At 61.5% G+C, this 22,246-nt stretch carries 21 protein-coding genes; 14 read left to right on the top strand and 7 right to left on the bottom strand.

Annotated elements, in window-relative coordinates; genetic code table 11:
* Window positions 1-68 precede the first annotated feature (68 nt).
* Genes KGA85_RS11070 through KGA85_RS11095 form a run of 6 tightly spaced genes read left to right on the top strand, consistent with a single transcriptional unit; the run spans window position 69 to window position 6,782 of the window.
* A complete protein-coding gene (locus tag KGA85_RS11070; protein WP_223543112.1) occupies window positions 69-794 on the top strand; it encodes an RDD family protein in 726 nt (241 codons plus the stop codon).
* Window positions 791-1,768: a stage II sporulation protein M gene (locus KGA85_RS11075; protein ID WP_223459557.1), complete on the top strand. Its 978-nt coding sequence runs from the start codon at window positions 791-793 to the stop codon at window positions 1,766-1,768. Before KGA85_RS11070 ends, KGA85_RS11075 begins: the two co-directional genes overlap by 4 nt.
* A complete protein-coding gene (locus tag KGA85_RS11080; protein ID WP_223543113.1) occupies window positions 1,755-3,299 on the top strand; it encodes a DUF4129 domain-containing protein in 1,545 nt (514 codons plus the stop codon). The genes KGA85_RS11075 and KGA85_RS11080 overlap by 14 nt, the downstream gene beginning before the upstream one ends.
* Before the next feature lie 17 nt (window positions 3,300-3,316).
* The gene (locus KGA85_RS11085; protein ID WP_223459806.1) at window positions 3,317-4,459 is read left to right on the top strand and encodes a DUF4350 domain-containing protein; all 1,143 of its coding nucleotides are present in this window, start codon (window positions 3,317-3,319) and stop codon (window positions 4,457-4,459) included.
* Window positions 4,456-5,457, top strand: a complete 1,002-nt coding sequence (locus tag KGA85_RS11090) for an AAA family ATPase (RefSeq protein WP_223459561.1) — start codon at window positions 4,456-4,458, stop codon at window positions 5,455-5,457. Before KGA85_RS11085 ends, KGA85_RS11090 begins: the two co-directional genes overlap by 4 nt.
* Window positions 5,454-6,782: a DUF58 domain-containing protein gene (locus KGA85_RS11095; RefSeq protein WP_223543114.1), complete on the top strand. Its 1,329-nt coding sequence runs from the start codon at window positions 5,454-5,456 to the stop codon at window positions 6,780-6,782. Before KGA85_RS11090 ends, KGA85_RS11095 begins: the two co-directional genes overlap by 4 nt.
* Before the next feature lie 37 nt (window positions 6,783-6,819).
* Here the strand turns inward: KGA85_RS11095 and KGA85_RS11100 are convergent, their stop codons facing one another.
* A complete protein-coding gene (locus KGA85_RS11100) occupies window positions 6,820-7,179 on the bottom strand; it encodes a PilZ domain-containing protein (protein ID WP_223459565.1) in 360 nt (119 codons plus the stop codon).
* 232 nt (window positions 7,180-7,411) lie between these two features.
* Entirely contained in the window at window positions 7,412-7,795 is a 384-nt protein-coding gene (locus KGA85_RS11105) for a tetratricopeptide repeat protein (RefSeq protein WP_223459567.1), read from the bottom strand.
* 209 nt (window positions 7,796-8,004) lie between these two features.
* Between KGA85_RS11105 and pyk the strand changes: the two genes are divergently transcribed.
* The gene (gene pyk / locus KGA85_RS11110; protein ID WP_150726740.1) at window positions 8,005-9,456 is read left to right on the top strand and encodes a pyruvate kinase; all 1,452 of its coding nucleotides are present in this window, start codon (window positions 8,005-8,007) and stop codon (window positions 9,454-9,456) included.
* A gap of 208 nt (window positions 9,457-9,664) precedes the next feature.
* On the opposite strand, the gene KGA85_RS11115 is transcribed toward pyk, so the two are convergent.
* The 3 genes from KGA85_RS11115 to KGA85_RS11125 are packed head-to-tail and all read right to left on the bottom strand — an operon-like array spanning window position 9,665 to window position 12,478.
* Window positions 9,665-10,414, bottom strand: a complete 750-nt coding sequence (locus KGA85_RS11115) for an enoyl-CoA hydratase-related protein (RefSeq protein WP_223459569.1) — start codon at window positions 10,412-10,414, stop codon at window positions 9,665-9,667.
* Window positions 10,415-10,443: 29 nt separating this feature from the next.
* On the bottom strand, window positions 10,444-11,379 hold the full coding sequence (locus KGA85_RS11120; protein ID WP_223543115.1) for an iron-sulfur-binding ferredoxin reductase: 936 nt from the start codon (window positions 11,377-11,379) through the stop codon (window positions 10,444-10,446).
* Window positions 11,372-12,478 (bottom strand): GGDEF domain-containing protein, encoded by a 1,107-nt coding sequence (locus KGA85_RS11125; protein WP_223459573.1) that lies wholly within the window; start codon window positions 12,476-12,478, stop codon window positions 11,372-11,374. The genes KGA85_RS11120 and KGA85_RS11125 overlap by 8 nt, the downstream gene beginning before the upstream one ends.
* Before the next feature lie 370 nt (window positions 12,479-12,848).
* On the opposite strand from KGA85_RS11125, the gene KGA85_RS11130 reads away from it, so the two are divergent.
* From KGA85_RS11130 to KGA85_RS11160, 7 genes are all read left to right on the top strand, one after another.
* The gene (locus tag KGA85_RS11130) at window positions 12,849-14,372 is read left to right on the top strand and encodes a fumarate hydratase (protein ID WP_223459575.1); all 1,524 of its coding nucleotides are present in this window, start codon (window positions 12,849-12,851) and stop codon (window positions 14,370-14,372) included.
* 165 nt (window positions 14,373-14,537) lie between these two features.
* Window positions 14,538-14,756, top strand: coding sequence for a hypothetical protein (locus KGA85_RS11135; RefSeq protein ID WP_223534401.1), 219 nt, complete (start codon window positions 14,538-14,540; stop codon window positions 14,754-14,756).
* Between the two features lie 480 nt (window positions 14,757-15,236).
* Window positions 15,237-17,003 carry an ATP-binding protein gene (locus KGA85_RS11140; protein ID WP_223543116.1) on the top strand — a complete coding sequence of 589 codons (1,767 nt, stop codon included), beginning with the start codon at window positions 15,237-15,239 and terminating at the stop codon, window positions 17,001-17,003.
* Window positions 16,997-18,331 (top strand): sigma-54-dependent transcriptional regulator, encoded by a 1,335-nt coding sequence (locus KGA85_RS11145; RefSeq protein WP_223459589.1) that lies wholly within the window; start codon window positions 16,997-16,999, stop codon window positions 18,329-18,331. Before KGA85_RS11140 ends, KGA85_RS11145 begins: the two co-directional genes overlap by 7 nt.
* A 301-nt stretch (window positions 18,332-18,632) precedes the next feature.
* Window positions 18,633-19,952, top strand: a complete 1,320-nt coding sequence (locus KGA85_RS11150; RefSeq protein WP_223532179.1) for an MFS transporter — start codon at window positions 18,633-18,635, stop codon at window positions 19,950-19,952.
* A 514-nt stretch (window positions 19,953-20,466) separates the two neighbouring features.
* On the top strand, window positions 20,467-20,700 hold the full coding sequence (locus KGA85_RS11155) for a hypothetical protein (RefSeq protein ID WP_046042167.1): 234 nt from the start codon (window positions 20,467-20,469) through the stop codon (window positions 20,698-20,700).
* Window positions 20,701-20,965: 265 nt separating this feature from the next.
* Window positions 20,966-21,589 (top strand): flavin reductase family protein, encoded by a 624-nt coding sequence (locus KGA85_RS11160; protein WP_223532180.1) that lies wholly within the window; start codon window positions 20,966-20,968, stop codon window positions 21,587-21,589.
* Between the two features lie 3 nt (window positions 21,590-21,592).
* On the opposite strand, the gene KGA85_RS11165 is transcribed toward KGA85_RS11160, so the two are convergent.
* Entirely contained in the window at window positions 21,593-21,823 is a 231-nt protein-coding gene (locus KGA85_RS11165; protein ID WP_223532182.1) for a hypothetical protein, read from the bottom strand.
* A 41-nt stretch (window positions 21,824-21,864) separates the two neighbouring features.
* A complete protein-coding gene (locus tag KGA85_RS11170; protein WP_150728062.1) occupies window positions 21,865-22,218 on the bottom strand; it encodes a putative quinol monooxygenase in 354 nt (117 codons plus the stop codon).
* Window positions 22,219-22,246 lie beyond the last annotated feature (28 nt).

A 22,246-nucleotide genomic window follows, 5' to 3' on the forward strand; every position in this document is an offset into this window, starting at 1 on the left:
CCCTCGAATAGGCTGCTAGCATCGAATGGATACACAATCCCGAATAAGGCCACATCATCAGGTTGCCCATGCTCGAGACCACAGCACTGCCAGGGACTGCGCCGCTGTCACCACCGCTGGATACGCGGTACCGGGTCGAAACGCCGGAGGGCGTCGACCTGCCACTGCGCCCGGCCGGGTTGATGGTCCGTGCGCTGGCATTCTCCATCGATCTTGGTTTGCGCGGCCTGGTCCTGGGCGTGCTGTTCATTGCACTGGCGATGCTCGGCAAACTGGGGGCCGGGCTCGGTTCGATCCTGCTGTTCGTGGTGAGCTGGTGGTACATGGTGCTGTTCGAGGCGCTGAACCACGGCCGCTCGCCGGGCAAGCAATGGATGGGCTTGCGGGTGGTGCACGACGATGGCACCCCGGTCGGCTGGTCCGCATCGCTGCTGCGCAACCTGCTGCGCGTTGTCGACCTGCTGCCGTTCGGTTACTTCCTCGGGGCCATCAGTTGCCTGCAACATCCCCACTTCAAGCGCCTCGGCGATATCGCCGCCGGGACCCTGGTGATCTACCGCGAACAATCGCATACCCGCCCCGAACTCCCCGAAGCCCAGCCGCGTCGCCCGGCCTTTGTCCTGACACTCACCGAGCAAAGGGCCATCCTCGGGTTTGCCGAGCGCCAGGGTGAACTCTCCGAAGCGCGAGTCAATGAACTGGCTTCGATTCTTGCCCAACCCTTGCAAGTCCAGCCCCCGCAGGCGGTGACCGAGCTCAACGGCATCGCCCGCGGCTTGTTGGGGCCGACATGAAGCAAAGCCTTTTTGAAAGCCGGCACAAGGCCGAATGGGACCATTTCTCCCACCTGCTCGAGCAATTGGAACGGGACGGCAAAGGCACCGGGGCCGGCAGTTTCCCGAAGGACTACCGACGCCTCTGCCAACACCTGGCACTGGCACGGGAGCGTGGCTACAGCAGTTTTCTGATCGATTCCTTGCAGCAACAAGTGCTGCGCGGACACCAACAGCTTTACCGACATCGCAGCCGTTTGGGGGCCAACGTGCTGGCATTCATCCTGGCCGACTTTCCGCGACTGGTGCGCGAACAGTGGCGTTTTGTCCTCGCCGCCAGCCTGATGTTCTTTGGCAGCCTGGTCGGTTTCGCGCTGCTGGTGTACCTGTACCCGGACCTGGTCTACAACCTGATCCCCGCCGAGCAGGTCAGTGAAATGCAAAGCATGTACGACCCCGTTGCCGGTCACCTCGGGCGCACGGCGGAACGGGCCGCCAGTGAGGATTGGGCGATGTTCGGCTACTACATCATGCACAACATCGGCATTGCCTTTCAGACCTTCGCCAGCGGTTTGCTGTTCGGCCTGGGCAGCGTGTTTTTTCTGATTTTCAACGGCCTGATGATCGGTGCGGTGGCCGGGCACCTGACCTACGTCGGCTACGGGCAAACCTTTTGGTCATTCGTGATCGGCCATGGCGCTTTCGAACTCAGCGCCATTGCCCTGGCCGGTGCCGCCGGCCTGAAGCTGGGCTGGGCGTTGGTCGCCCCGGGGCGCCTGCCACGGGCCGAGGCCTTGCGATTGGCTGCGCGCAAGAGTGTGCTGCTGATCTGCGGGGTCATGCTGTTTCTGTTGATCGCGGCGTTTATCGAAGCTTATTGGTCGTCAATGACCGGCCCTTCGCACCAGACCAAGTACCTGGTCGGCGCGGCGCTCTGGTTGCTGATGGTGGTTTATCTCGTATTTGCCGGACGTCGCCGCCATGCGCCTGAGTGACGCCACGGTGGTGATTCGCCCGCGCTCGACCTGGGAAGCCATGGACCTCGGGGTGCTCCTGAGCCAACGCCACCGACGTCTGTTGATGACCAGTTGGGCCTTGGTCACCTTGCCCGTTTTCGCGCTGCTCAGTTGGGGATTCTGGGATTCGCCCTCGCTCGCCGTGTTCATTTTCTGGTGGCTGAAGCCGGCGTTCGAACGCCTGCCCTTATACATCCTGTCCCAGGCGATGTTCGGTGAAACGCCCACGCTCAAGCAGGCGCTGCACCAATGGCCACGCCTGCTCAAACCGCAATTGCTGGCCAGCCTGACCTGGCGACGCCTGAGTTTGCCCCGCAGTTTCATGATGCCGGTGGTGCAACTCGAAGGGCTCAACGGCCAGCAACGGCAACAGCGCCTACAGGTGCTGTTGCAGCGAGACGCCGGCGCCGCACGCTGGCTGACGATCATCGGCGCGCACCTGGAAGGCGCGTTGTGGATCGGCTTGATGGTGTTGTTCTATCTGCTGCTGCCACAACAGGTCGCGCTCGACTGGAGCTGGCAGTCGCTGATCTCCGCGGCCAACCAGGACTGGTACTGGCTGGAACACCTGACCAACGCCTTTTATGCACTGGTGCTGGTGGTCTGGGAACCGATCTATGTCGCCTGCGGTTTCAGTCTGTACCTGAACCGGCGCACCGTGCTGGAGGCCTGGGATATCGAACTGGTGTTCCGCCGAATGCGCCAGCGCCTCGTCAGTGCAGGCGCTGTCCTGTTGATGGCCGTGATTTTGCTGATGCCGCCCGCCCACAGCGCGTGGGCCGCCGAACGGGCCATCTCACCCGACAGCCCGCGCTTGCTGGACCAGCCCCTGACCAGCCAAGCCTCCATGAACAGCATCAAGGCGATCCTCGAACAGCCGCCTTTCAAGAACCGGGAATCGGTCACGCGCTACCGCTTTGGCGAAGAACAACCGAGTGCTGAAGCCGCGGACGATGGCAAGACACCACAATGGTTGAAGGCACTGTTGAAGCTGTTTGAGGGGCAACGTTTCGGGGCATTGGCGACCCTGATTGAAATCGTGCTGTGGGGCATCGTCATTGGCGCCATCGGCCTGTTGATCTGGCGCTATCGCGACTGGTTGCAGGCGTTCGTCAGCCGACGACCGATCCCCGACATCAAAGCCACGCGACCGTTACCGCAGCAGGCATTCGGCCTGGACCTCAAGCCCGAGTCCCTGCCCGCGGACATCGCCGCCCGCGCTGAAAGCCTCTGGCAGACCCATCCGCGCGAAGCGCTCGGATTGCTCTATCGCGCCCTGCTCAGCCGCCTGCTGCACGATTTCAACATCGCGCTCAAAGCCGCCGACACCGAAGGCCAGGTGCTTCGGCGTGTCGAGCTACTGCAGCAGCCGGCCTTGCTGGCCTACAGCCAAAACCTGACCGGGCACTGGCAAAACATGGCCTACGGTCATCGCCTGCCACCCGCTCAGGTGCAGCAGGAACTGTGTAACGGCTGGCGTGTTCTGTTCGGCCCGGAGGCTGTCCGTTGAGTCGGCGCTGGGGCTCGATGGCCGGTGGTTTGATCGCCGTGTTGCTGGCTGCGCTGAGCGTTTATCTGTACCTCAAGGCTACCCCCTACCAGACCGAAATCGACCACGGTCCGGCCCCCGAAGCCAGGGCTAACCCTTATCTGGCGGCGGAGCTCTTTTTACGCAAACAAGGCCTGAGCGTCGACCATGCCAATGGCCTCGACATCCTGCCCAGTCTCGACCCACGTCAACGCAGCCTGCTGTTGCTCGGGGACCGCTACAACATGACCCCACGGCAGATCGACCAGCTGATGAACTGGACCCGGGCCGGCGGGCGGCTTCTGTTCGTCGCCGAGTCGCTGTGGGATGAAAAACTCGGCCATAGCAATGACCTGCTGCTCGACCGGGTGCAACTGCACCAGTCCTTGAGCAAAGACCTCAAAGACCCGCCGCCGAATGTCGGCGCAGATCCGTACCCGCAACTGACCAAGCTCTATCTGGAAAACGAAGACGCCCCGGCCTACGCCGGTTTCGATACGGCGTTCCATCTCGAAGACCCGAAAAACCTCGCCCTGGCCTGGGCCAACAGCGCCAAGGCCACGCACATGATGCAACTCAACCACGGGCTGGGTTCGATCATCGTGGTCACCGATGCCGACCTGTGGAAAACCCCGGCCATCGACCGGTACGACAACGCCTGGTTGCTCTGGTACCTGACCGCCGATACCCGCGTGACGCTGATCTTCAACACCGATCACGACAGCCTGCTGACCTTGCTGCTGCGTTATTTCCCCCAGGCGCTGGTCGCGTTGTTCGCCTTGATCGGCCTGGGTTTCTGGCACTTTGGCGTGCGTCAGGGGCCACTGCTGGAACCGGCACCAAAAGCGCGTCGGCAATTGCAGGAGCACCTGCGCGCCAGCGCCGATTTCCTGTTGCGCCGCAACGGTCAGGCCGGCCTGTTGCAAGCCTTGCAGCAAGACATCCTGCGGCGTGTGCGGCGTCGTCATCCCGGCTTTGAACAACTCGGCGTTGCCGAACAATGGCTGGTGCTCGCGCGCCTGACCGGCCAACCCACACGCGCTATCAGCCAGGCCATGAGCCCGCGACCGAAGCAACGGCTTTCCAGCGTTGAATTCAGCCATCAGGTCGCCCACCTGCAATCCTTGAGGAACGCCCTATGAGTCAACCGATCGAGCCTGACGTACCGAGCCACGCCGCTCAACAACGTCAGCGTGCCGGCCATCTGGCCCAGGCCGTACGCAAAGAATTGCAAAAAGCAGTGATTGGCCAGGACCGCGTGATCGACGACGTCCTGACCGCGCTGATCGCCGGCGGCCACGTGTTGCTCGAGGGCGTACCAGGTTTGGGCAAGACCCTGTTGGTGCGTGCCCTCGCCCGTTGCTTCGGCGGTGAGTTCGCGCGCATCCAGTTCACCCCGGACCTGATGCCCAGCGACGTTACCGGGCATGCGGTGTATGACTTGCAGACCGAGCAGTTCAAGCTGCGCAAGGGGCCGTTGTTCACCAACCTGCTACTGGCCGACGAGATCAACCGTGCCCCGGCGAAAACCCAGGCCGCGCTGCTCGAAGCCATGCAGGAACGGCAAGTCACCCTCGAAGGCCAGCCATTGCCGATTGTGCAACCGTTCATGGTGCTCGCCACTCAAAACCCGATCGAACAGGAAGGCACTTACCCCTTGCCGGAAGCTGAACTGGACCGCTTCATGCTCAAAGTGCGCATGGATTACCCCGACGCCGAGCAAGAGCTGGACATGGTGCGTCAGGTCAGCCGCTCGACCCGGGCCGACATGCTCGACGTTCAACCGATGCGCACGTTGTTGCAGGCCAAGGATGTACTGGCCCTGCAACGCATTGCCAGCGACCTGGCGCTGGACGATCAGGTGCTCGATTACGCCGTGCGCCTGGCACGGTCTACCCGCAGCTGGCCCGGCTTGATTCTCGGCGCCGGCCCACGAGCGTCCATCGCGCTGGTGCGATGTGCCCGGGCCCGAGCACTGCTGCGTGGTGGTGAGTTCGTGATTCCGGATGACATCAAGGGTTGCGCCCTGGCCGTGCTGCGCCATCGTGTGCGCATCGCGCCGGAGTTGGACATCGAGGGCCTGGATGTCGATCAGGTACTCCAGCAGATGCTCGACCAAGTGCCGGCGCCGCGCCTGTGAAACCCTCGCGCCTGATGCTCGCCTGGCTGTTGATCCTGCTGGCCTGCGGCATTGTGTCGGGTACTTTGCGGGCATTGGAGTTCGCGGTTCCGGCGAATCTCATGGCGATCAACTGGGGGTTGCTCCTGGCGCTGCTGGTTCTGGCCCTGCTGGATGCGGTGCGCGTGAAGCGCCGGCCTTCGCCCCGGCTGAAACGCCAGTTGCCCGGCAGCCTGGCGCTGGGTCGATGGAGCGAGGTGCAACTGACAGTCGAACACGACTTTGCACAACCGCTGAACGTACAAGTCTTCGACCACGTGCCACCAGGCCTGGGCTTCGAAAACCTGCCCCTGACGGTCGAACTGCAACCCGGCCAGCACAGCCTGGCCGGTTATCGCCTGCGCCCGCTCAAGCGCGGCCACTTCAGCTTTGAACACTGCGAAATCGGCCTGCCAAGCCCCTTGGGGCTCTGGTCGGACAGACGCTTGCTCGACCTGCCCGATGCCACCCGCGTCTACCCAGATTTCGCCCGCTTGTATGGAGGGCAGTTGCTGGCGGTGGACAACTGGCTCAGCCAGCTTGGCGTCCGCCAGAAACAACGACGGGGCCTGGGCCTGGAATTCCATCAATTGCGCGAATTTCGTGAGGGCGACAGCCTGCGCCAGATCGACTGGAAAGCCACCGCCCGCCAGCGCACGCCGATTGCCCGGGAGTATCAGGACGAACGCGATCAGCAGATCATTTTCATGCTCGACTGCGGCCGGCACATGCGCAGCCAGGATGATGAACTGTCGCACTTCGATCACGCCCTCAACGCCTGTCTGTTGCTCAGCTACGTCGCGCTACGTCAGGGCGATGCAGTAGGCCTGAGTACCTTTGCCAGCGAGCAGCCGCGCTACCTCGCGCCGGTAAAAGGCACCAGCCATCTCAACACCCTGCTCAACAGCGTTTATGACTTGAACAGCAGCCAACGCAGCGCCGACTATCAAGCCGCGGCAACGCAACTGCTGGCACGGCAAAAACGCCGGGCACTGGTGGTGCTGGTGACCAATCTGCGCGAAGAGGACGACGATGAATTGCTCTCGGCGGTCAACCGCCTGAGCCGGCAGCATCAGGTGCTGGTCGCGAGCCTGCGTGAAGACGTGCTCGACACCCTGCGTCAGTCACCGGTGCAGACCTTGCCCGAGGCGCTGGCCTATTGCGGGACCGTGGACTACCTGAATGCACGCGCCGAACTCCATGAGCGCTTGAACGCTCATGGAGTGTTGGTGATGGATGCGCGGCCCGGTGAGTTGGGGGCAGAGTTGGTGACTCGGTACCTGGGCTGGAAAAGAACTGGACTCTGAGCCTGAGCAATCACCCACTGCCGGTTTTCCAGTGATCTCAAGCCGAAGCCGGCAACGGCAGAAAACTGAAATACTGCTTCAACGCCTCCACCAGTTGCCCATACTCCGGTGGCACCCGTTGCAGGCTGAACCCGGTGTCGTAATGTTGGGGGGTCGCGTCTTCGTGGCACCACAGGCAACAGGCCTGCAGGTCGATGATCCGCTGGCCACCTTCGCTGGCAGGAATTTTCAGGCGCAGGGTGAAGTCCGCGCCGATCATCATCGGCAGCAGGCTGATCAACATCAGCCCGTCTTCGGAGACATTGCCCAGGTAGCCGATGGGTTTGCCGGTGATGCCGTTGAACACTTTCAGGAAGTACGGCAGTTGATGCCGCTCGATTCGGCGGTCGGTGAACATGTGCAATTTCGCTATGCAAGGCTCTTAAGCAGAGCCGCACTACTGCTTCGGAACGGGTATGCATAAGTCTTTGCCCGCTCTCCCCGCTTCCGGTGCGCCAATCCTGACAGCGCTGAGTCCTGCTTGTGCCGGTCACAGGTGTTGCCCCGGTTCAGAGACAAGGCTCTAAAACCGGTTCATTGGACTATAGCTCAGCACCGCCGGTGAGCCAGCGATTGGAGGGTTATCACCATCAGAACTGCGTCGGTTTAACTGCCGCCGCACTGCGCGTCGGGTAGTGGCCCAGGCTCTGCAGGGTTTCAATGCGGGCACGGGCGCGGTAGGCATATTCGCTCTGCGGATAGGACGCCATGATGAACTGATAGGTCTGGGCCGCGTCGATAAACATCTTCTGTCGCTCCAGGCACAGACCGCGCATCATCGACACTTCCGGCCACACGTAAGGCCGCGCGCGGCTGTCGCGTTCGACCTTGGACAGCTCGAGCATCACCTGCTCGCAATTACCACGGTCATAGGCGCTGTAGGCATTGTTCAAATGATGGTTCGTCGACCAACGGGTGCAGCCCGTGACACTAAGGGCGATGATGGCAAGGGCGGCAATGAGCACGAATCGCATGGGGGATCTCCTGTCTTGAACCCTGTATCGACCCATGGTCGGAAATCTTCAGGCTGCAGGAGCGAGAAGTTGCCAGGCTCAATAAAGAAGGCAATAACCAGGCTCTTCACGAAAACCAAGCTCTTCACGAAAAAGTAGTGCAAACGAACAATGACTACACCCTCGGAGCATAGTAGCCTCACTCAGCGCTTGAACTCAGGAGTCTTTGCATGTCCGTCCGTCGTACCAAAATCGTCGCCACCCTTGGCCCGGCCAGTAACTCGCCGGAAGTTCTCGAACAGCTGATTCTGGCTGGCCTGGACGTCGCCCGCCTGAACTTCTCCCACGGCACCCCCGACGAGCACAAGGCTCGCGCGAAGCTGGTGCGTGACCTCGCGGCCAAGCACGGTCGCTTCGTCGCCCTGCTGGGTGACCTGCAAGGCCCGAAAATCCGTATCGCCAAATTCGCCAACAAGAAGATCGAGCTGAAGATCGGTGATCAATTCACCTTCTCCACCAGCCATCCTCTGACCGAAGGCAACCAGCAAGTGGTCGGCATCGACTATCCGGACCTGGTCAAGGACTGCGGCGTGGGCGACGAGCTGCTGCTCGACGACGGTCGCGTGGTGATGCGCGTCGATACCGCCACGGCCACCGAACTGAATTGCACCGTGACCATCGGCGGCCCGCTGTCGGACCACAAAGGCATCAACCGTCGCGGTGGCGGCCTGACCGCTCCGGCCCTGACTGAAAAAGACAAGGCCGACATCAAGCTCGCCGCGGAAATGGAAGTCGACTACCTCGCGGTCTCCTTCCCGCGTGACGCCGCCGACATGGAATACGCCCGTCAACTGCGCGACGAAGCCGGCGGCACTGCCTGGCTGGTGGCGAAGATCGAACGCGCCGAAGCCGTGGCCGACGACGAAACCCTCGACGGCCTGATCAAGGCGTCCGACGCGGTGATGGTTGCCCGTGGTGACCTGGGCGTGGAAATCGGCGACGCCGAGCTGGTGGGCATCCAGAAGAAGATCATTCTGCACGCACGCCGCCACAACAAGGCGGTGATCGTCGCGACCCAGATGATGGAGTCGATGATCCAGAACCCGATGCCGACCCGCGCCGAAGTGTCCGACGTAGCCAACGCCGTGCTCGACTACACCGACGCCGTGATGCTCTCGGCCGAAAGCGCCGCTGGCTTGTACCCGCTGGAAGCCGTTCAGGCCATGGCGCGCATCTGCATCGGTGCCGAAAAGCACCCGACCAGCAAGACCTCCAGCCACCGCATCGGCAAAGAGTTCGAGCGCTGCGACGAAAGCATCGCACTGGCAACCATGTACACCGCCAACCACTTCCCGGGTGTGAAAGCTATCATCGCCCTGACCGAAAGTGGCTACACCCCGCTGATCATGTCGCGCATCCGCTCCTCGGTGCCGATCTACGCGTTCACCCCACACCGCGAAGCCCAGGCTCGCGCGGCAATGTTCCGTGGCGTGTACACCATCCCGTTCGACCCGGCTTCGCTGGCGCCGAACGAAGTCAGCCAGAAAGCTATCGACGAGCTGGTCAAGCGCGGCGTAGTACAGAAAGGCGACTGGGTCATCCTGACCAAAGGCGACAGCTACCACACCACCGGCGGCACCAACGGCATGAAGATCCTGCACGTTGGCGATCCGATGGTCTGAGTGACCGGTTGCTGAAAAACAAAAGCCCCGCCATGTGAATGGCGGGGCTTTTTGCTTTCTGATCCGATAGTTGTGTTGTCCAGGCCGACCTCATCGCGAGCAGGCTCGCTCCCACAGGGGACTTGTGGTGATCCTATAATTTGCTGAAAACGCCGGCCATTGTGGGAGCGAGCCTGCTCGCGATGGGGCCGGCCCAGTCAGCGAAGACTCAGTGCCGCTTGATAAACCCCGTCAACGCCGCCAACGCCTCCGGCGAACGCAGCCGTTGAGTAAACAACGCCCCCTCCTCTTCAATTACCTTGCGCAACAGCTCCCGATCCGGCGCCTTCATCAATTGCTTGCTGATGCGCACCGCTTCCGGTGGCAGCGACTCGAAGCGCAGCGCCATCTCCCGCGCCTTGGCCAAGGCTTCTTCGCCACTGCCCAGCGCTTCGGACGCAATGCCCCACGCGGCCGCCTGTTCACCACTGAAGCCTTCACCGAGCAACAATAACTCCGCCGCCTTGGCCTGCCCAAGCAAGCGCGGCAGGATCAGGCTGGAGCCGAACTCCGGGCATAAACCAAGGTTGACGAACGGCATGCGCAGGCGTGCGTCACGGCTGACGTAGACCAGGTCGCAATGCAGCAACATCGTCGTGCCAATGCCCACTGCAGCTCCGGCCACGGCGGCGATCACCGGTTTGCGGCATTCGAGCAGGCCCCGCATGAACTGGAATACAGGGCTGTCGAGGCCGTTCGGCGGTTGCTGGATGAAGTCGGCGATGTCGTTGCCGGCGGTGAAACATTCGGCAGAACCGGTGATCAGCACGGCGTTGATCTGCGGGTCGCTGTCGGCCTGTTTCAACGCCTCGGCCAAGTGGCTGTACATGGCGCGGGTCAGCGCGTTTTTCTTGTCCGGGCGATTCAGGCGCAGGGTCAACAGGCCGTGTTCGCGTTCAATTTGGATGGCATCGGTCATGGCAGGTCTCGCGTCTGAAAAGTCAGCGCTCAACCACGGGGCAGGAATACATCGGCCAGCAGTTGATTGCGCGGCAATCCCGCCAGGTACAGGCGCCGGGCAAAGGCGTCGACACTGTCGGGGGCTCCGCAGAGTAAGGCCAGGGTTTGCCGGGAAACAAGCCGCAGTTGCGCCAAAGCCGCTGGCAACTCGGCCGGGGTCCACAGTTCGATATTCAGGTTCGGACGGCTGGCGGCCATGGCTTGCAAAGGTTTGGCCAGATAGTGCTCATCGGCATCATGGGCCAGGTGGATGACGCGGATGGCGCCTTGGTGATCCTGCCTCAACGCTTCGCGCAATACACCAAACAAGGGCCCCAATCCGGTGCCGGCCGCCATCAACCACAACGGCCGGGCGTGCCAGTCAGGGTCGTAATGCAAGGCGCCGCCGCGCAGTTCACCGAGACGGATCGGATCGCCGATGCGCAATTGCCTGGCTGCATCGCTGAATTCCCCGGGCTTGCGGCAATCGAGATGAAACTCCAGAAAACGGTCTTCTTGCGGCAGGCTGGCGAGAGAATACGGCCGCGCCACGATGCCCGCCCACAACACCAGGTGCTGGCCGGCGCCATAGCGCAACGGTCGCTGGGGGATTACGCGTAGACGCAGGACCGTGGCGCTCAACCAATCGACGGCAGACACTTCGGCCGGTCGGCCATCGGTTTGCGGGTCGAAGGCGTGCACCTGCAAGTCCTCGACCACCTGGCACTGGCATGCCAGGCGCCAACCCTGTTCACGCTGCTGTTCACTCAGGGCATCGGGGCGGCTGTCGCTCGGCAGCCCCCGCACACACTGCACCAGGCACGCATGGCAACTGCCGGCGCGGCAACTGTAAGGCACCGGCACGTCGTTCTGATTCAGCGCGTCGAGCAAATTGCTACCCGCCGCCACCGACCAGTGGCGCTCGCCGACCCGCAGCTCAGGCATCGACGTTCTCCCACGCTGCCGCGCATCGGTTGCGGCCGTCACGCTTGGCGCGATAAAGCGCCTGATCGGCCTGTTGCAGGGCGTCATCGAGGTCGTCGCCCCGTTCCAGCAGGGTCATGCCGGCGGACAGACTGAGGTTGCGCACATTCAGACCAATCAACTCGACATCGGTGAACGCGATGCGCAGCCGTTCGCAGCACGATGTCAAACTGTCGGCATCGCAATCGGGCAGCAGCACCACGAACTCTTCACCGCCGTAACGGGCCAGAACATCACCGTCGCGCAGGCATGCGCTGGCAACGCCGGCAAAGGCTTGCAGCACCTGATCGCCGGCGGCATGACCGTACAGGTCGTTGATGCGCTTGAAATGGTCGAGGTCGATCAGCGCCAGGCCATGCACGACACCCGCGTCCATGGCGTTCAGCTCACGGGACGCCAGGCGCAGGAAATGCCGGCGATTGAACAGACCCGTGAGCTCGTCGGTAGCCACCAGGTCTTCGAGCTGGCGCATCATCCCGCGCAATGTGTCCTGGTGCGCCTGCAAGGCAAAACGCCGCTGACGCATGCGTTGTCGCGAGGCCTGGACATAGCGGGCATACAGCACCAGCCACACCAGCACGATGAACAGCACACAGACCTGCAACACCGCCATGGCCGGGTCAGGCAGCTGGAAGTGGTAGACCTCCCACAGCGTGATCGCACTGAAACTGAAAAACACCAGCAGCGCGCATCGTACTAAAGATCGGCGTGACAGATGGAACAGGCCGAACAGCAGGATCAGCACGTAAAACACCAGAAATGCGCCCCGGGCTTCATCCAGGTGGGCGATCAGCCAGGTTTGCCACCCCAGCCCCAGCAACACTTGCGCCTCGGTCAGGCTGGGGTCGGCGAAACGCAGGTTGTAGCCGCTGTAGAACACCGCGAACAGGGTGACCTGGCTGATCACCACCAGCGCGCTGCCGATGGCGACATTGGAAAGCGGTGCATCGTAGTGACCGGTAAAAAACGCCAGCCACAGCAGCAACAATGCCAGGGCATAGGTGCCGGCCGCGAGGGCGAAACGTTTAAGCAAAAGGCGCTGGATGGCGTTATGGGTCAATCGTTGACTCACCAAATGAAAGGAGACTGACAGAGCGTCCTACTCTACAGACCGTATGTCACTTTAGTGGCAAGACCGATAAATGACCATTCAATTTTCGGGATCGACGGTCCGAGCCTTGCACACCCCTCGCCACAAAAGCCTTCACCACACATTTGCCGCTCGTAACTTGCCACTTTAAGCGCCTTCCATGCGACCAACGATTGACTGTCGGCGCGTGTGCCTGTCCGCAAGGCGCGTTATACTGCCGCGCCTTTTTAGCGTCGCGCCAGCTTGCCCGGCGTGCCTTGAAAGGTGCTTGCAACCGACCGATGCACCCAAGCTGCAAGCACCTTATTGAATGTTCCCGTCTTTTAGAGGAGCGCGACTCATGACCGTGATCAAGCAAGACGACCTGATTCAGAGCGTTGCCGACGCCCTGCAATTCATTTCCTATTACCACCCCGTGGATTTCATCCAGGCGATGCACGAGGCCTACCTGCGCGAAGAATCGCCAGCGGCCCGCGACTCGATGGCACAGATCCTGATCAACTCGCGCATGTGCGCCACCGGCCACCGCCCGATCTGCCAGGACACCGGTATCGTTACCGTGTTCGTGCGTGTCGGCATGGACGTGCGCTGGGATGGCGCCACCATGGGCCTGGACGACATGATCAACGAAGGCGTTCGTCGCGCCTACAACCTGCCGGAAAACGTCCTGCGTGCCTCGATCCTCGCCGACCCGGCGGGCGCTCGTAAAAACACCAAGGACAACACCCCGGCCGTGATCCACTACTCCATCGTTCCGGGTAACACCGTGGAAGTGGACGTGGCGGCCAAGGGCGGCGGTTCCGAGAACAAGTCGAAGATGGCCATGCTCAACCCGTCCGACTCGATCGTCGACTGGGTGCTGAAAACCGTCCCGGAAATGGGCGCCGGCTGGTGCCCACCGGGCATGCTCGGCATCGGCATCGGCGGCACCGCCGAGAAAGCCGCGGTCATGGCCAAGGAAGTGTTGATGGAATCCATCGACATTCACGAGCTGAAGGCGCGTGGCCCACAGAACCGCATTGAAGAAATGCGCCTGGAGCTGTTCGAGAAGGTCAACCAGTTGGGCATCGGCGCCCAGGGCCTGGGTGGCCTGACCACCGTGCTCGACGTGAAGATCATGGACTACCCGACCCACGCCGCCTCGCTGCCGGTGTGCATGATCCCGAACTGCGCCGCCACCCGTCACGCGCACTTCGTGCTCGACGGTTCCGGCCCGGCCTCGCTGGAAGCACCACCGCTGGACGCCTACCCGGAAATCGTCTGGGAAGCCGGTCCGTCGGCCCGCCGCGTCAACCTCGACACCCTGACCCCGGAAGAAGTACAGAGCTGGAAGCCGGGCGAAACCGTCCTGCTCAACGGTAAGATGCTCACCGGTCGCGACGCCGCGCACAAGCGCATGGTCGAGATGCTGAACAAGGGCGAAACCCTGCCGGTGGACCTCAAGGGTCGCTTCATCTACTACGTCGGTCCGGTCGATCCGGTCGGTGACGAAGTGGTTGGCCCGGCAGGTCCTACCACCGCCACGCGGATGGACAAGTTCACCCGTCAGATCCTCGAGCAGACTGGCCTGCTGGGCATGATCGGCAAATCCGAGCGCGGCCCTACCGCAATCGAAGCGATCAAGGACCACAAAGCCGTTTACCTGATGGCAGTCGGCGGCGCGGCTTACCTGGTGGCGCAAGCGATCAAGAAATCCCGCGTGGTAGCTTTCGCCGAACTGGGTATGGAAGCGATCTACGAGTTCGACGTGAAAGACATGCCTGTGACCGTTGCGGTCGACAGCAAGGGCGAGTCGGTACACATCACCGGTCCTGCCATCTGGCAGAAAAAGATCAGTGAAAGCCTGGCGGTGGAAGTGCAGTAAGCACTTAACCGCTGATTAAAAAAGAGCCGCGCTGTTTGTACGACAGCGCGGCTTTTTTTGTACCTGCTGGTCACCACCCCCCGGGGACTGGCCTACCATCACTTGTAATAAGTGGTTTTACACGCACGCAGCTCCTGTCGTACCTCGCCAAAGGCCTAGCTTTGAATGTCCGTGACCTACCTGCCGCTGGAATCCTGGAATAAACACTGGACACTCGACGGCCCGCTGGTGCGCTGTCGGCTGTGTGGGAGCGTTCAGGACCTCACGGACGCCGGCGCTTTTCGGCATGCACTCGGCTGTAAAGCCTGGGGACTGCAAGCCCAATACCCCAGTCGGGAACTGGCTACGCTGCTGCAGCAGAAAATCCAAGCGGGGTTGTTTTGATGCGCGCCATGCTCGAGGGCGGTGCCGCGCGTGAGGTGCTGGTCATTCGAAGCGTTTCACAGTGAAACGCTTGGGAATGTTCTCGGGGTAACGCCGCACAAGGTGACTCATCAGCGGCCATCTACCCGTCGAGTTTCCCCCTTAGCATGGGAAACGTTTCTCCGTGAAACACTCATGCGTTTTCACCGGCTCGCCCTTTACCAAACCCGTGGAGCCATTCAGGATCCTGGAGACAGCCCGTCTGAACAGACCGGGCTAGCCAACAGAATGCATGAAGCACACTTGAACAATGATGATCTGAGTAACTCCGGGAACTCGGTAGTTTCGTTGGGGAAACTGACAGATGAACTGGAACAGATGAGACGAAACATGAATCGTTGAAAGCTCAAGGTATCCACCAGGGCGCAGCGCGATGAGAACTGGCGCAAGAAGGTTCACATGCTATCTTGCGCCTCCTGTCTTCAGTCCGATTTCGGTTCCATGCTCCCGACCTCCAGATTCCTGCGCCTGACGCTGTATACCCTGCTGATCATCGCCGGCGCTGCCATCGCCGCGACCCTGGCCATGCGCCACACCGTGCGCCAGTCAATGGTCGAAGACGCGGCTCGCGCCAACCAGCAACTGGCGCTGTATGCCACGTCCCTGCATACCCTGATCGAACGTTACCGCGCCCTGCCTTCGGTGCTGGCACTGGACCCGCAGTTGCGCGACGCGCTCAAAAGCCCGGTGAGCCCCGAGCAGCAGGATGCGCTGAACCGCAAGCTGGAAAAGATCAACGGCGCCGCCGAATCCTCGACCCTGGAACTGCTCGATCGCACCGGCCTCGCCGTAGCGGCGAGCAATTGGCGTTTGCCCAGCAGTTATGTCGGCCACAACTACGGTTTCCGTCCCTATTTCAACCAGACCCGCACCCAGGGCACCGGGCGCTTCTATGCCGTGGGGGTGACCAGCGGGATTCCCGGTTACTTCCTCTCCAGCGCGGTCAGCGATGACGACGGCCAGTTCCTCGGTGCCATGGTGGTGAAACTGGAGTTCCCCGAACTGGAACGCGAGTGGCGTCAGGGCAGCGACACGCTACTGGTCAGCGATGCGCGCGGGATCATCTTCATCGCCAACCAGCCGGGCTGGCGCTATCGCCTGCTCAAGCCGCTGAGCGACAGCGATCATGCCGAACTCAAGACCACGCGCCAGTACGACAAGCAGCCACTGACGCCGCTTGAGTTTCAATCGTTGCGGCGCTTCGACGACAACAGTGACCTGGCTCGGGTCGATGGCCCGGACGGCAAGGCGGATTACCTGTGGGAATCCCTGCCGCTGAGTACCGAGGGCTGGACCCTGCACCTGCTGCGTCGCCCGCAGGTCGCCTTCGAAGACAGCCGCAACGCCGCGCTTGCCGCGGCCGGGCTATGGCTGACCCTGGTGTTCCTGCTGCTGTTTCTCAACCAGCGCTGGCGCCTGGCCAAACTGCGTCAGCGCAGTCGCGAAGAACTCGAACGACTGGTAGAAGAACGCACCCGCGACCTGCGCACCGCCCAGGAAGGCCTGGTGCAGTCGGCCAAACTCGCGGCGCTGGGGCAGATGTCCGCCGCCCTGGCCCATGAGATCAACCAGCCGCTCACTGCCCAGCGCATGCAGCTTGCTACTCTGAGGCTGCTGCTCGACCACGGTCGCATCGACGACGCCTACAAGGCGCTCAAACCGGTGGATGAAATGCTCACCCGCATGGCGGCCCTCACCGGCCACCTGAAAACCTTCGCCCGCAAAAGCCCCAGCGGTTTGCGCGAACGCCTGGACCTGGCGGCCGTGGTGGACCAGTCGCTGCAGCTGCTCGACACCCGGTTGCGCGACGAACAGGTCAGCACCGTGCTGCACCTGACCCGCCCGGCCTGGGTGCGTGGCGATGCGATTCGCCTGGAACAGGTGCTGATCAATCTGCTGCGCAATGCCCTCGATGCGATGCAGGATAAACCCTGCAAACGCCTGGAAATTCGTCTCGAAGCCGACGAACAATTGTGGCGCCTGAGCGTGATCGACAATGGTGGCGGTATCGCCGAAGAGAACCTGTCCAAAGTCTTCGATCCGTTCTTCACCACCAAACCGGTGGGCGAAGGCCTGGGCATCGGACTGGCGGTGTCGTTCGCCATCGTTCACGAATCCGGCGGACGCCTGAGCGCCGACAATCATGACAAAGGGGCCGTGTTTACCGTGACCTTGCCCATCGACCTGGAGGTGCATGAACCATGCTGAACTCAGTGATCGTGGTCGACGACGAAAGCAGCATCCGCAGTGCCGTCGAGCAATGGTTGAGCCTGTCGGGTTTCGAGGTTCAGCTGTTCAGCCGCGCCGATGAGTGCCTGGCACAATTGCCCAGGCATTTTGCCGGGGTGATTCTCAGCGACGTGCGCATGCCTGGCATGACCGGCCTGGAACTGCTGGCCGAGGTGCAACGCCGGGATGCCGATTTGCCGGTGATCCTGTTGACCGGCCACGGCGATGTGCCGATGGCCGTCGAAGCCATGCGCGACGGTGCCTACGACTTCCTCGAAAAACCCTTCAGCCCGGAAACCCTGCTCGGCAGCCTGCGCCGCGCCCTCGACAAGCGCCGGCTGGTGCTGGAAAACCGCGCGCTGCACGAGCAGGCGGATAACCGCGCCAAGCTCGATGCCACGTTGCTCGGCGTGTCCCGGGGTTTGCAGACCCTGCGGCGGCAGGTGCTGGACCTGGCAGCACTGCCGGTCAACGTGCTGATTCGCGGCGAAACCGGTAGCGGCAAGGAACTGGTCGCGCGTTGCCTGCACGACTTCGGGCCGCGGGCCGACAAGCCCTTTGTCGCACTCAACTGCGCGGCCATTCCCGAGCAATTGTTCGAGGCCGAGCTGTTCGGTCACGAGAGCGGCGCGTTCACCGGGGCGTCCGGCAAGCGCATCGGCAAGCTCGAGTACGCCGACGGCGGCACGCTGTTTCTCGATGAAATCGAAAGCATGCCGTTGGCCCAGCAAGTGAAACTGCTGCGGGTGTTACAGGAGCAAAAGCTTGAACGGCTGGGCTCGAACCAGAGCATCCGCGTGGATTTGCGCATCATTGCCGCGACCAAACCGGACCTGCTTGACGAGGCGCGCGCCGGACGTTTTCGCGAAGACCTGGCTTATCGCTTGAACGTTGCCGAGCTGCGCTTGCCGCCGCTTCGCGAACGCCGTGAAGACATACCCTTGCTGTTCGAATCGTTTGCCCAAAACGCCGCCGAACGCTTGGGACGTAAATTTCCACCGTTGAGCGGCGCGCAGTTGAGTCACCTGCTGAGTCACGACTGGCCGGGCAACGTACGCGAACTGGCGAACGTCGCCGAGCGTCAGGTATTGGGGCTCGGTGAGCCGGAGCCCTTGGGCATCGAGCCCGGCCAGTCACTGGCGGCGCAGCAGGAAGCGTTCGAAGCGCAATGCCTGCGCGCGGCATTGACCCGGCACAAGGGCGATGTGAAAGCGGTGCTCGAAGAACTGCAACTGCCGCGCCGGACCTTCAATGAAAAGATGCAGCGGCATGGGTTGAGTCGGGAGATGTTTTTGCCCGAGACCTGATTTTTTTGGTGTCTGCTCCGGCCCCATCGCGAGCAAGCTCGCTCCCACAATGTTCGGCGTACACAGATCCACAGATGTGGGAGCGAGCTTGCTCGCGATGAGGCCTGTACAGGCAAAGCAAACAACAAAACCATAAGCAATTTTCCGCCCACCACCCGCCACGAATAAGCGGATTTCCGCTCACCAAAACACCCTCACCCCTCTAAACCGGCCCTCTTCCCCTTGGCACAGCTCCTGCTATAGCCCCTGCAGGCTGCGTTTAATCGCGCTCCACAAAAACAATTAAATGAAGGATCCTTCAATGGATAACTCCAACTCCCTGCCGCTTGGGTCGGCTGCCGTGCCGGCCAAAGAAAGAACCACTTCCAGCCGCATCAAATCGATTTTCAGCGGTTCCGTTGGCAACATGGTCGAGTGGTACGACTGGTACGTCTACGCCGCCTTCTCCCTGTACTTCGCCAAGACCTTCTTCCCCAAAGGCGACACCACCGCCCAACTGCTCAACACTGCCGCAATCTTCGCCGTGGGCTTCCTGATGCGTCCGATCGGTGGCTGGCTGATGGGGCTGTATGCCGACAAGGTCGGGCGCAAAAAGGCCCTGATGGCCTCGGTGTACCTGATGTGCTTCGGCTCGCTGCTGATCGCCCTGAGCCCGAGTTATGAAGTCATCGGCATCGGCGCGCCGATCCTGCTGGTGTTCGCGCGCTTGCTGCAAGGCCTGTCAGTGGGAGGCGAATACGGCACCTCCGCCACTTACCTCAGCGAGATGGCAACCAAGGAGCGTCGCGGTTTCTACTCCAGCTTCCAGTACGTGACCCTGATCTCCGGCCAGCTCATCGCTTTGGCGGTGCTGATTGTCCTGCAGAACTTCCTGACCACCGAGGAGCTCTACGCCTGGGGCTGGCGCATCCCGTTCGCCATCGGTGCGCTGTGTGCCGTGGTGGCGCTGTACCTGCGTCGTGGCATGGAAGAAACCGAGTCGTTCACCAAGAAAGAAAAAGCCAAGGAAAGCGCGATGCGCACCTTGATGCGTCACCCCAAGGAACTGATGACCGTGGTCGGCCTGACCATGGGCGGTACCCTGGCGTTCTACACCTACACCACCTACATGCAGAAATACCTGGTGAACACCGTCGGCATGAGCATTTCCGACTCCACCACCATTTCCGCTGCCACGTTGTTCCTGTTCATGTGCCTGCAACCGATCATCGGCGGGCTGTCGGACAAGATCGGTCGCCGGCCGATCCTGATCGCCTTCGGCATCCTCGGGACGCTGTTCACCGTGCCGATCCTCACCACCCTGCACACCATCCAGACCTGGTGGGGCGCGTTCTTCCTGATCATGGCGGCGCTGATCATCGTCAGCGGCTACACCTCGATCAACGCCGTGGTGAAAGCCGAACTGTTCCCGACCGAAATCCGCGCCCTGGGCGTGGGCCTGCCGTACGCACTGACCGTCTCGATCTTCGGCGGCACCGCTGAATACATCGCGCTGTGGTTCAAGAGCATCGGCATGGAGACGGGTTACTACTGGTACGTTACCGCGTGTATTGCCGTGTCGTTGCTGGTGTACGTCACCATGAAAGACACCCGCAAGCATTCGCGGATTGTCACTGACTGACAGATAGATCGAAGCTGGCTGTACTGGCCTCTTCGCGAGCAAGCCCGCTCCCACATTCGACCGCGTTCCTTCTGGAACAACCCGGTTAAATGTGGGAGCGGGCTTGCTCGCGAATGGAGCCGACTCGGTACCAAGTCAGTTCGCCAACCTCTCGTTTGCCAAGCTTGTTCTGCGCGATCGAAGCCCCCATCCCGCAATCACCACCACAACCAAATCCAGATTCGGCCCGCGCCCGGATTGGTGCTGCCGTAGTAAAAATGGGCAAGAGCTTCATGAAAAATCTGTCACGCAGGCGAAAGAGCCGATTAATCACGCGTTAATACTCGCCGCCCAACCTTTAACGGCCTGATCGATTCATTGCGATGCGCTCACTCAGTCCTTGAAAGCGGAAAAGCCTGTCGGCCTTAACATCTAATTAATCGATCACTATCAAGATTTAATTGCGAAATTCAATCGATTAATCTGGCGTCTTGGCTTTTTTTCACAAAACGCCAACGAGACGGGAGTCACCACCATGAAAACCAAACTGATCCTTGCCCTGGCCCTTTCCGTACTGGCTGCCAACACGTTCGCCGCCGATGGCTACGACAAAACCGGCTCGGCCTCTTTTGAGTCCGGTGCCAGCGCCGCCATCGAACGCAGCCACTCGGGCACCTATGCCTCTGACGGCTTCGATAAAACCGGCACTGCGGGCGCTGTCGCTGCCGACGGTTTCGACAAAACCGGTAGCGCTGAAGCTATCGGCTGATCGTGGAGGGAAACTCACAGCCCGGCTTCGGCCGGGCTTAGTCGTTTTTGGGGTAATACAATTCTTCCGGCAGACCACAAAACCTGTGGGAGCGGGCTTGCTCGCGAAGACGGCGGCACATCCAATATCAATGTGACTGGCACATCGCTTTCGCGAGCAAGCCCGCTCCCACATTGGATCTCATCAACTCAAGTACCGAATCCGACTGGAAATCTGCGGCGCGTGCTTGCACCATGAGCGTCTCCCGCAAGTTCTGGAAATCCCCATGCCCGACGACATCCACTTCTACGAACCCGCCAACGGCCACGGCCTGCCCCACGATCCGTTCAACGCCATCGTCGGCCCGCGCCCCATCGGCTGGATCTCTTCACAGGATGCCGAGGGCCGCTTGAACCTGGCGCCCTACAGCTTCTTCAACGCCTTCAACTACATCCCGCCGATCGTTGGTTTTTCCAGCGTCGGACGCAAAGACAGCCTGAACAACATCGAACAAACCGGCGAGTTCGCCTGGAACCTGGCCACCCGGCCGCTGGCCGAGCAGATGAACCAGAGCAGCGCCATGGTCAAACCTGAGGTCAACGAGTTCGAACTGGCCGGGCTGACGACCGCTGCCTCGAAGGTCATTCAGGTGCCACGGGTGGCCGAGAGCCCGGTGTCCTTCGAGTGCAAGGTCACGCAGATCATCCAGTTGCAACGGGCGGACGGCAATGTGGTGCCGACTTGGCTGATTCTCGGCGAAGTGGTCGCCGTGCATATCGCCAAATGGCTGTTGAAGGATGGGGTGTACGACACCGCCGCGGCAGAACCGATTCTGCGCGGCGGCGGGCCAGCGGATTATTTCCAGCTGGGGCCTGAGGCGTTGTTCAAGATGTACCGCCCGGGGCGGTGAGAATCACCAGAGCAGGTCGGTGTTTTCCTTGACGTCCTTGAGTCGGGTCAGCTCCTTGGCGGCCGCATCATCGGCCTCGTGAGCGGTCTTGAAGATCTGGCCTTCCAGCACTTTGTGAAAACGCGGGGCGCCGGCACCACCCAGCGCTTTGACGGCGATAGCGGCGTGGTAACCACCCTCGCCCGGTACTACAGCGGAAACAGCTTCGAAGTGATCAAAGGCTTTTCTTGCCATGTCGCGAATCCTGGCTGGTTGAGAATGCTGCCATTAAACCCTCAACCGGCCAGTTTGTGTACCGCCGCTGCGGACTGACCGAGGGCCTGCGCCGCCGAGACATCCTTGAAGGTGTGGAAATCCAGGCTATTGACCACCAGCTCCTGCACCAGCTCGGCAAAAATCTCCATCGCCGGCGTGCTGAAGTACGCGGTCATGGCCTGTTGATTACTCCAGAAACCGGACACCAACCACAGTTCCGGGTCGCACTGCGAATGCTGCAAGGCAAAGCTCAGGCAGCCTGGCGCTGCGCGGGACGGTTCGATCAGGGCGCTGAGGCGCACACCGAGTTCCGCCGAACGCCCGGCGCGCGCTCGAACGAAGGCCATATGACTGACGGGGATCTGCGTGGACATGTTCAACCCTCCCGGGGAGTCGCGTGGC

Source organism: Pseudomonas sp. GL-B-12 (assembly GCF_019955895.1).
GTDB lineage: Bacteria > Pseudomonadota > Gammaproteobacteria > Pseudomonadales > Pseudomonadaceae > Aquipseudomonas.

Coding starts and splice junctions, on each gene's coding strand:
- KGA85_RS11170 (WP_150728062.1), bottom strand. CDS start 22,218: ATGTCCACGCAGATCCCCGTCAGTCATATGGCCTTCGTTCGAGCGCGC.
- KGA85_RS11150 (WP_223532179.1), top strand. CDS start 18,633: ATGGATAACTCCAACTCCCTGCCGCTTGGGTCGGCTGCCGTGCCGGCC.
- KGA85_RS11135 (WP_223534401.1), top strand. CDS start 14,538: ATGTCCGTGACCTACCTGCCGCTGGAATCCTGGAATAAACACTGGACA.
- KGA85_RS11075 (WP_223459557.1), top strand. CDS start 791: ATGAAGCAAAGCCTTTTTGAAAGCCGGCACAAGGCCGAATGGGACCAT.
- KGA85_RS11105 (WP_223459567.1), bottom strand. CDS start 7,795: ATGCGATTCGTGCTCATTGCCGCCCTTGCCATCATCGCCCTTAGTGTC.
- KGA85_RS11085 (WP_223459806.1), top strand. CDS start 3,317: ATGGCCGGTGGTTTGATCGCCGTGTTGCTGGCTGCGCTGAGCGTTTAT.
- KGA85_RS11140 (WP_223543116.1), top strand. CDS start 15,237: ATGCTCCCGACCTCCAGATTCCTGCGCCTGACGCTGTATACCCTGCTG.
- KGA85_RS11120 (WP_223543115.1), bottom strand. CDS start 11,379: ATGCCTGAGCTGCGGGTCGGCGAGCGCCACTGGTCGGTGGCGGCGGGT.
- KGA85_RS11100 (WP_223459565.1), bottom strand. CDS start 7,179: ATGTTCACCGACCGCCGAATCGAGCGGCATCAACTGCCGTACTTCCTG.
- KGA85_RS11070 (WP_223543112.1), top strand. CDS start 69: ATGCTCGAGACCACAGCACTGCCAGGGACTGCGCCGCTGTCACCACCG.
- pyk (WP_150726740.1), top strand. CDS start 8,005: ATGTCCGTCCGTCGTACCAAAATCGTCGCCACCCTTGGCCCGGCCAGT.
- KGA85_RS11115 (WP_223459569.1), bottom strand. CDS start 10,414: ATGACCGATGCCATCCAAATTGAACGCGAACACGGCCTGTTGACCCTG.
- KGA85_RS11145 (WP_223459589.1), top strand. CDS start 16,997: ATGCTGAACTCAGTGATCGTGGTCGACGACGAAAGCAGCATCCGCAGT.
- KGA85_RS11130 (WP_223459575.1), top strand. CDS start 12,849: ATGACCGTGATCAAGCAAGACGACCTGATTCAGAGCGTTGCCGACGCC.
- KGA85_RS11160 (WP_223532180.1), top strand. CDS start 20,966: ATGCCCGACGACATCCACTTCTACGAACCCGCCAACGGCCACGGCCTG.
- KGA85_RS11165 (WP_223532182.1), bottom strand. CDS start 21,823: ATGGCAAGAAAAGCCTTTGATCACTTCGAAGCTGTTTCCGCTGTAGTA.
- KGA85_RS11090 (WP_223459561.1), top strand. CDS start 4,456: ATGAGTCAACCGATCGAGCCTGACGTACCGAGCCACGCCGCTCAACAA.
- KGA85_RS11080 (WP_223543113.1), top strand. CDS start 1,755: ATGCGCCTGAGTGACGCCACGGTGGTGATTCGCCCGCGCTCGACCTGG.
- KGA85_RS11155 (WP_046042167.1), top strand. CDS start 20,467: ATGAAAACCAAACTGATCCTTGCCCTGGCCCTTTCCGTACTGGCTGCC.